The sequence below is a fragment of the Bradyrhizobium sp. URHD0069 genome (genome assembly GCF_000701345.1).
Classification (GTDB): Bacteria; Pseudomonadota; Alphaproteobacteria; order Rhizobiales; family Xanthobacteraceae; genus Bradyrhizobium.
The window spans coordinates 1-1178 of record NZ_JNIJ01000130.1 but is presented as its reverse complement, the minus strand read 5'-3'; the positions used below and the strand labels follow the sequence as shown (position 1 = coordinate 1178).

The 1178-nt window shown below is 57.2% G+C and carries 2 protein-coding genes; one reads left to right on the top strand and one right to left on the bottom strand.

The genetic code is table 11. The features are described from left to right. Positions 1–618 (top strand): recombinase family protein (locus tag N554_RS0130590; protein WP_036054761.1); only part of this gene is annotated, 618 nt, incomplete at its 5' end. Positions 619–650: 32 nt separating this feature from the next. Here the strand turns inward: N554_RS0130590 and N554_RS0130585 are convergent. Then, positions 651–908: a hypothetical protein gene (locus tag N554_RS0130585; RefSeq protein ID WP_029586912.1), complete on the bottom strand. Its 258-nt coding sequence runs from the start codon at positions 906–908 to the stop codon at positions 651–653. Between the last annotated feature and the right edge of the window lie 270 nt (positions 909–1178).

The window sequence follows — 1178 nt, the reverse complement described above, 5'->3', positions numbered from 1 at the left end:
GGGCTCGGGATTGAGGCGCAAAGGGCAGCAATCGAGCGCTTTGTCGCGGCCGAGTCGCTGACCATCATCGAAGAGTATGCCGAGTTCGAGACCGGCAAGGGCGCTGACGCTCTTGAGAGGCGCCCGCAGCTTGCGGCGGCATTGGCATCGGCCAGGAAGGCAAAATGCAGCATCGTCGTTTCGAAGCTGGATCGGCTTTCGCGCGACGTTGCGTTTATCTCGGGCTTAATGGCGCAAAGGGTGCCGTTCATTGTTGCCGAACTCGGTCGCGATGCTGACCCGTTCATGCTGCACCTGTACGCAGCCTTGGCGGAAAAGGAACGGCGGCTGATATCAGAGCGGACGAGGGCGGCGCTGCAGGCAAAGAGGGCTAGCGGGGCGAAGCTGGGCAATCCGAAAAACCTTTGCGCTGCGGGCTCGATAGGACGTCTTGCACAGGCGCAAGTAGCGGATGAATTTGCCACAAACCTGATGCCCTTGGTCCAGGCGATCCGGAATGCCGGCGCCGCTACCCTCAGCGAGATTGCCAGTGCTCTCAACGCTCGCGGTGTCCGACCAGCTCGGGCTAACAGCTGGCATCGGTCGTCCGTTAGAAATCTATTAGCTCGTATTAAGTAGCGCCTTGGCTTTTATAGGCGGGAAATTGGATGTTAGCGATCCATGACTACATGGCGCTCGCGATCTTCGCGATTTCTCTCGATGATCGCGATCATCTCTGGGGGTTCCGATTCTCCTTCTTTGATCGCCGCCGTGTTCCAGTCCGTATCGTAACACCGGTTTAGGCTTGTCCCTACCGTGAGGCCGTTGTCTACCCAACGAACCCTAACTCCAAGGCCAACTTCTTCTGAATAGGCTTGGGTAGCGCCCAATACAGTCGCAGCCGCGATCAAGCTCAAAACGTAGCTCATGATCCGCTCCAACTTGTGACTGTTATTCTAACAGGATGCTTGGGCAGAGGTTCCGGCTTGTCTCCCAAGCGGTATGCGCCCCTTGGTTTCTCTGTTCCAATTGAGGTTCGGCGTGACATCCGAGGCAAGTTGGTTAGAGCGAGCTGGCAACGAGGCGCTTCTTAGATGATCGACTTGAGCTGCTGCCGGTTTCGTGGACGCGACGTTAAGCTAATCCCACCTTGCGCTCGAACTCAACAGGGCTGAGGTATCCGATCGTCGAATGACGTC

Excerpts from the sequence above, each read along its gene's own strand:
- N554_RS0130585 (WP_029586912.1), bottom strand. The coding sequence starts at position 908 with ATGAGCTACGTTTTGAGCTTGATCGCGGCTGCGACTGTATTGGGCGCT.